This window comes from Anaerohalosphaeraceae bacterium (assembly GCA_035378985.1).
GTDB lineage: Bacteria > Planctomycetota > Phycisphaerae > Sedimentisphaerales > Anaerohalosphaeraceae > JAHDQI01.
The window spans coordinates 1-6,878 of record DAOSUR010000028.1; the positions used below are offsets into that span (position 1 = coordinate 1).

The window sequence follows — 6,878 nt, forward strand, 5'->3', positions numbered from 1 at the left end:
ATTGTCAATCTAAAAGATTTTGTTATAATATTTCAGGAAAGGGATTCAAAATGAATTGTATTTGGCTGCTGGGTGTTTGGACAGGAATGGCCCTTGTTTCAGGAGGCGCAAACATATTGTCGTCTCCTCGACGCGGCCGGCTTTATTTTTTTGCGGCGGTCAACTACCTGACCACAGGGCTTTTTTTGTGTCTTTATTCGTTGTCGAAATTGTTTTAATCGGAAGGGAGATTTGGCCATGTCAAAAGAAACACCGATTCAACTGGACGCGAAGAATGCGAGACGACATCCCTTGCGCAATAAGATTGCAATTTTTCTGATTGCTGCCGCATCTTTGGCTGGATGTACGTCTGTTCGCTATGACAGACTTGAACTGACCAGTATGCTGAACCAGCGGCAGTTCGATGAGCTGGTCTTGACCTTGCCGGACGGGGCGGTCCTGCACATAAAGGGCTATCAGTCTGAACAAGCAAAGGCGCTTGAGGCCGCCATTGACGCACTTGCGAGGGGTCATTGAGCAGATTATCAACGGAACATATTATATCGACAATCACCTGAACCCGCTGCGATGCACAGGATGCCCTACAATCAATTTCTCCCTGGGGGGGTACCTCTGGAACTCCTCGCGAAATTTCTCCGCCCTGGATGAATTAGCAACCGTTGCTATAGGCATAGCGTGGAGCGGGCGGGTCCTTCCTGGGGGAGTGTGGTATGCGGTACGTCGGGCGGGCCGGTTTCCGCCTACTTGCGGAGATTATATATCCACTTTATAGACAAGGGCTGTTATGATAAATGCGGCTCCTAAAATTGAGATTCTGCCGAGATGAAGGGGGAACGAATCAAAAAACAGACGAACTCCGGCTGGACGTCTGCGAAGGCATTGGAAGCAGGAATGAGCAGCCGGCTGCTGGTGGAGTTCGAAGGGCTGTCGAGTGCGATTGAGTCGGATGACAAAATCGCGGAGGCCTGGGAATACGGTCGTTTTTTGGGAGACCTTGGCCGGCTGGCCAAAGCCGGGGCTACTCTGCAAGAGGCCGCATTGCGTTTGGGGTTGTCGGCAGATGAACTCAAGGCCCGGCTTGACAAAGACCGTCAAGCGTCAGATGTCTGGAATCGCTCTCGCCTGGATGTTGTCCTGAACGTAAAGCGGGCGGCAATTGTCAGCGCCTCCAAAGGTTCGGCAGCGGCGATGCGGCAGATCGAGGGGATGTTTCGCTCTGCCGAAGACGGCAGGCCGATGTCGCCGCAAAACTTAGCCGACCTGCTTGGCGTTCCGCTGAAACGAGTTTATCGCTGGATACGAGAAGGGCATCTGTCTAAAAATCCAGACGGCACGGTGGACTTGCGGAAGGCGATTTGTGTTTATCGAGATTGGCTGGTGTCGCAAAATAAAATAGACCTTCAGGCGCTTCCGGCCAAAGAGATTGAAAAATTGTTTGGCATAACGCATCCTGCACTGTACCTGTGGCTTTCAAGGGGGATGCCGAGAAATCCAGACAAGACCTTTGATTTGTATGCCGTTCTTCGCTGGCGTCTCGATCAATTGCAGAATCGACAACAGCAAAAGATGTCTGCAGAATTAGAAAAATTGAACGCGAAAAAGAAGGAGCTGCAAATTAAAATGTTGGAGAAGCGGCTGATTCCTGTTGATAAAGTAATCGCCTGGAAGATATGGACGGCCAGCCAAATAACCGGCTGGATTGCAGCCAACATAGAAAAGCTGAGCTTCGACGTGGCCGGCTTGACACCGGAGCGGGCGAAGACGGTGCTGAAAGATGCTTTTGCGAAACTGTGTTCACACGCGGCGCAGCGGCCTGTCAATTACTATGAGCTTTTGCCGGAAGAGGTGGCCGAAGATTTTCTGCGCCTTTTGAAAAAGATTTTTTCAGAGGAAAAGACTGATGAAAGCGGTTTGGCCCGAACTTGATCCATTGCTGCCGGAGGAGGAAAGTATATGGCTGCCGCCCCCGAAGCCGAGGATTTTGGAGTTTACTCGAGCCAGCTTTATTCTGCCCGAGAAAACCTCTCGCATCAGCGGGCCGTGGTCAGATGATTACGTTCCCTACCAGCGCCGACCGCTGGAACTGCTGGAGAATCCGCCGGTGAGGGTGTGGATTTCGGCGTGTCGTCAGAGCGGCAAAAGCACAATGGCCAGCATCATGCTCAATTACATTCTGCAGATTGACCCTGGCCCGACCGGAATCGTAATGCCGCAGGAGGGGCTGGCCAAAGACCGGGTTCGAACAAAAATCAGGCCGCTTTTTCAGAAAAACAAAATCCTGATGCAGAAACTCCAGGGAGACATTCGAAACTTGACGGTCGGCGAGCCGAATGATTTGGGCAATATGATTCTATATCTCGGCTGGGCCAGCAGCGCAGCAGCGCTTTCAGACCGCTCGATTCAAAATATGATCTATGATGAGGTTGCGCTTTTTGAGATTCTCGAGTCCACGGGCGAAAATCCGATTATGCTCGGCCGCGACCGGCAGCGAACGTTCATGTCGATTGCTCGGGAATTGGGCCTGTCCAGCCCCGGCGATGAAGGCGACCTGCATGATTTGGAGATGCGCAGCGGCTCGGATGAAGTCTGGTATGTCCCTTGCGTCAAGCCGGGCTGCGGACGATGGCATGAGCTGAATACGTATGTTGATTTGGCTGATGAAAAATACATCGTATTGAGCCGCCCAGCCGCTGGAAAGTTCTTTGATTGGAAAGACTACAAGAGAGACCCTTCGTTATCGCGTTATATTTGTCCGCATTGCGGGAAGGCCTGGACGGAAAAAGACCGATGGGAATCAAACCAAAACGGCGTTTATATCAGCCGTCGCAGAGAGATAGACAGCGAGGGCCGTCTGGGGCCGCCGCGGCAGGAGATGCTTCCGGATGGAACCATAGTCGGCCCGCCGGCAGAAGGCCCGCATTATTCCTTTACCTGGCACGCGATGATGCTTTATCCCCCCTTTGCTCCTGTCTCGGATTTGGCCGCAGAGTTTGTGCAGGCCTGGGAGGCAAAGGATTCCGGGGACTTGAGCCGCCTTCGAACGTGGCAGCGAGGCCAGCGTGCTCGTGCGTGGAAAGATATTGGGATTGAGATTCGCGAGGAAGATTTATCGCGAAGAATCTTGCCCGACTTAGGCCGGCGGCAAATCCCGTCGTCGGCAAAAATGCTGATTGCGACCGCCGATTATCACATGGACGAGATGCGCAACATCCGCATAGATTTTGAAATCGCCGCCTATTCTGATGAGATGACAAACTGGGTGATACAGGCCGGGTCTGTCTCGAGCTGGGATGATCTGGAAGAAATTTTGTTTGCCCCTTTTGTTTGGCAAGACCCGACCTGCAAGCAGCCGCCGCTGTCGATTGCTCGGTGCGGAGTGGACAGCGGCTACGAGACGGATGCCGTCTATCTTTGGTGCGGGCGGTATTTGGGGTGGGCATACCCTCTCAAGGGAATCGACACGCAGCAGGGGCCGATTGAGATGGTTGATTTAGACAAAGTGCATCAGCAGCGGCTGATGCGCCGGAAGCGGCGAATGCGCTCTTCGCAAATCCGCGGATTGGAGCTGATAAAAATTGACCAGTCTGTATTTTCCAATCTCGTCAGCCGCTGGCTGAGCAATTCTCCGGGAATGCCTGGCCAGACCTATTTCTATCGAGAAATTCTTCAAGACACAGAAGGCCGATATTTCCGAGAATTGCAGGCCATGAAAAAGGTTCAGCTGCGCGTTAAAAATCTGATGCGATGGGTTTGGCGGGCCGAAGGGGATGTTCATTTCCATGACACTCGCCGATACAATGCGGCGGTGGCCTGGAGCATCAAGCCGTCTCTGCTTCGTCCGGCTCCTTCGCCGGAACGGATTCCTCCGGCCCTGATCAATCGCCGTCCGACAATCCTAAAAGAGGTTTGTCCAGAACGTCATTTGCAAACGCGCCGGCCTATCCGGCGGAAATATTGAAAGGGATTTAAAGATGCCACGAAAGAAAATCAACAAGGAAGCGGAGAGTGTTGCGAAGCAGTGCGGGATTTACGACCGATATGTTTCCGGCCACACTCGTTGTCGAATCTGCAATGCGCCGATGTATGTTGACGGCACAGAGCGGCGATATGATGCTGGAGGGGTTTTAATCGTTCGCTGGATGAAGTGCGCTGGCGCCGGCAATCATCGCTACCCGCTGCGGGAATATTTGCGCCTTCAAAAGCCGCCTCTCGGATTGCCGTAAAAAAACTCCATTCTCGGAAAAAAAGAGATTGAGATTTTTTGAGAATGCGCCATATTGCAGGTATGGCGCTGAATAGTCAATCTACGCTGGCTGACGCGGAGGCCCAGTACCTGAACAATTTGGGCTGGGAAGGCGATATGCAAAAGGCCAGCGCCGCCTTGGAGGCCATTCGCTTTCTGCTTTTGATGCGTCCCTCTCGGTGGTCAATTTCGGGCCGCTCCATTGATTACGAGTCTCTCCTGGATGAAAAGCAGCGGCTGGAGAAGTTTGTATCAAAAGCAAGCGGCGCTCGAGCATCGTTTGTTCGCGCTCGAGCGGTTTATTGAGAGGAGTCGGCTGTAATGAATCGGATTCAGACAGAAAGACTTTCGGGCGGGACATACACGTATTTGGGGTATCGTACCGTCCGGCTGGCCGACCGAGACGGCCTCTATATTTCCGGAGCCAGCGGCGACCGGCATTTGATCAAAGACCGGCTGAAACTGATTGATGTAAGCCGCGACTTCTGGAGGAACAATCCGATTTACAAAGGGATGATAGACCGGGCCGTGGCCTACATCGTAGGCCGCGGCTTTGGTCTGCAAATGCGCACGCAGGACGAAGACATCAATAACCTTGTGGAGAATCGCTTGTGGCGAGCGTTCTGGGAGCGCCCTGAAATCCGAAATCTGCAAAGCGGCGTAATGACGGAGAAAATGGTCATCCGGGAAGCCATGCTGGCCGGGGACGTCGGGGTCATTAAAACTTCTAAAGGCGTCTTACAGATTATTGAGGCCGAGCAGATTGCCGGGCCGACCGAATATCCGGATGGAATTGTCAAAGACCTTTACGGCACTCCGCAGATGTTCTTCGTGTCGCGATACAATGAATACGGGAAGGTTGATCGAACGTCGGCCCGCAAGTATCGCGCGAAAGATTTTTTGTTCGTCGCCAACCTGGACAGGCCTTCGAGCAGCCGAGGGGTTCCGGCGGCTCAAGCCGCTTTTCCGATGCTGCATCGGATTAACGATGTTTGCGACAGCGAGGCGGTGGCCTGGCAGATGCTCAGCAAACTGGCTGTGGCTGTTATCCGCGAAGAAGGCCCGGAACAGGCCTATGCGGAGAGCACAGGCCTTTCTGGCCCATCTTCCTCTTCCGCCGCCGGGCAATCGGAAATGGCGACGCGAATGACCGAACTGGATTATGCGCTTTTCTTCCACGGCAACCCTGGCGAATCCATTCAGGGAATCGACCGCAACATTCCCGGCCGCAACTTCACCGAGAGCATCCGAATGTTTCTTCGTTTATTGGGTCTGCCGCTGGGTCTGCCGTTGGAAATCGTTTTGCTCGATTGGACACAGAGCAATTACAGTCAAAGCCGCGCCGTGCTCGAGCAGGCCTATCAGACGTTTCAGGACTGGCAGGATTTACTGGAATATTTTTTTCTGGATGAAGTGCTGAGTTGGAAAATCAAGCAGTGGATTGACGACGGAGTTCTGCCGGCCAGAGACGATTATGATTGGGAATGGATACGGCCGACATTCCCTTGGATTGACCAACTCAAAGAAGCCGAGGCCAAAGGCGGTATGGTAGATCGCGGCTTTATGACGCACAGTCAGGTCTGCAAAGCATTGGGCACAGACCGAGAAACGATTATGAAAATGCGACAGAGAGAAGTCATCGAGGCCATTAACCTGGCCAAGGCCGTTGAGGCGCAGACGGGCCAGCCGGTGCCGTGGCGGATTTTCGCAGGAATGAAAGGCGAAGAGGTTATGCCAAACATGCAGGAGCAAGAATCCAATGATTAATGGGAGTTATTGGTTTTGTGAGCCGAATCTTTTAAAGTCCTTTTTCGAAACTCTTTTGAAAAACGGCCTAAGCGGCGAGCAGATGGAGTCTCTTTCGTCGGCGGCAGCAGAAGAACCGACGGCAGAAGCCGCTCCGCTTTTGAAAAAAAATGGGATTGCTCGAATTATGGTTCGAGGCATTTTGGTGATGAGAATCCCTGCTTATTTAAAAGATTATATCAAAGCAGAAATGATAGAACTGTCCTCCTTGCAGGAAATCCGTCGTCAAATATTAGATGCCGCTGACGACCCGGAAATCAAAGAAATTGTTTTGGAAATTGATTCGCCTGGCGGCATAGCCGCCGGCACGCTGGAGACCGCGGAGGCGATTGCGGCGGCGTCGGAAAAGAAAAAGGTTCGAGCCGTTATAGAATCCCTTGGGGCCAGCGGGGCCTATTATTTGGCCTCACAAGCCGGAACGATTGAGAGTGCAGCGGATGCGGTGGTTGGCAGCATCGGCACCTACTCCGTTTATTACGATGCATCTCGCCGGGCCGACAATGAAGGTGTGCGAGTTGTGGTTATCCGCAGCGGCCCTGTGAAAGGAATGGGAGTGTGGGGCGATAAAATCACCGAGGAGCAGATTCGATCCGTCCAAGAGGTCATTGATGGACTGGCCGGACAATTTATAGCGGCGGTGGCCAGCGGACGCGGGCTGGACTTGAACGCCGTCCGCCAGTTGGCCGACGGAAGGACGTGGCTGGCGCCGAGGGCCAAAAAACTCGGATTGATTGATAAGATAAGAAATGGTGTTTTATTCGAAAGGAAGAAAATGATGGAAGACAAAGAATTGAATCAAAAAGTGGAAGCGGCCAAGAGGGAGGGACAG

At 52.8% G+C, this 6,878-nt stretch carries 7 protein-coding genes; all 7 read left to right on the forward strand.

Annotated features, from left to right (window positions below; all coding sequences use genetic code 11):
* The first annotated feature begins 237 nt into the window (after nt 1-237).
* Nucleotides 238-516 carry a hypothetical protein gene (locus PKY88_12730; protein ID HOQ06065.1) on the forward strand — a complete coding sequence of 93 codons (279 nt, stop codon included), beginning with the start codon at nt 238-240 and terminating at the stop codon, nt 514-516.
* A 306-nt stretch (nt 517-822) separates the two neighbouring features.
* Nucleotides 823-1,926, forward strand: coding sequence for a hypothetical protein (locus tag PKY88_12735; GenBank protein ID HOQ06066.1), 1,104 nt, complete (start codon nt 823-825; stop codon nt 1,924-1,926).
* Entirely contained in the window at nt 1,901-3,958 is a 2,058-nt protein-coding gene (locus PKY88_12740) for a phage terminase large subunit family protein (protein ID HOQ06067.1), read from the forward strand. The genes PKY88_12735 and PKY88_12740 overlap by 26 nt, the downstream gene beginning before the upstream one ends.
* A gap of 13 nt (nt 3,959-3,971) precedes the next feature.
* Nucleotides 3,972-4,223, forward strand: a complete 252-nt coding sequence (locus PKY88_12745) for a hypothetical protein (GenBank protein HOQ06068.1) — start codon at nt 3,972-3,974, stop codon at nt 4,221-4,223.
* Between the two features lie 38 nt (nt 4,224-4,261).
* On the forward strand, nt 4,262-4,549 hold the full coding sequence (locus PKY88_12750; protein ID HOQ06069.1) for a hypothetical protein: 288 nt from the start codon (nt 4,262-4,264) through the stop codon (nt 4,547-4,549).
* A gap of 15 nt (nt 4,550-4,564) precedes the next feature.
* A complete protein-coding gene (locus PKY88_12755) occupies nt 4,565-6,010 on the forward strand; it encodes a phage portal protein (GenBank protein ID HOQ06070.1) in 1,446 nt (481 codons plus the stop codon).
* Nucleotides 6,003-6,878 (forward strand): S49 family peptidase (locus tag PKY88_12760; protein ID HOQ06071.1); only part of this gene is annotated, 876 nt, incomplete at its 3' end. The genes PKY88_12755 and PKY88_12760, both read left to right, overlap by 8 nt.

Coding starts and splice junctions, on each gene's coding strand:
- PKY88_12730 (HOQ06065.1), top strand. CDS start 238: ATGTCAAAAGAAACACCGATTCAACTGGACGCGAAGAATGCGAGACGA.
- PKY88_12735 (HOQ06066.1), top strand. CDS start 823: ATGAAGGGGGAACGAATCAAAAAACAGACGAACTCCGGCTGGACGTCT.
- PKY88_12740 (HOQ06067.1), top strand. CDS start 1,901: ATGAAAGCGGTTTGGCCCGAACTTGATCCATTGCTGCCGGAGGAGGAA.
- PKY88_12745 (HOQ06068.1), top strand. CDS start 3,972: ATGCCACGAAAGAAAATCAACAAGGAAGCGGAGAGTGTTGCGAAGCAG.
- PKY88_12755 (HOQ06070.1), top strand. CDS start 4,565: ATGAATCGGATTCAGACAGAAAGACTTTCGGGCGGGACATACACGTAT.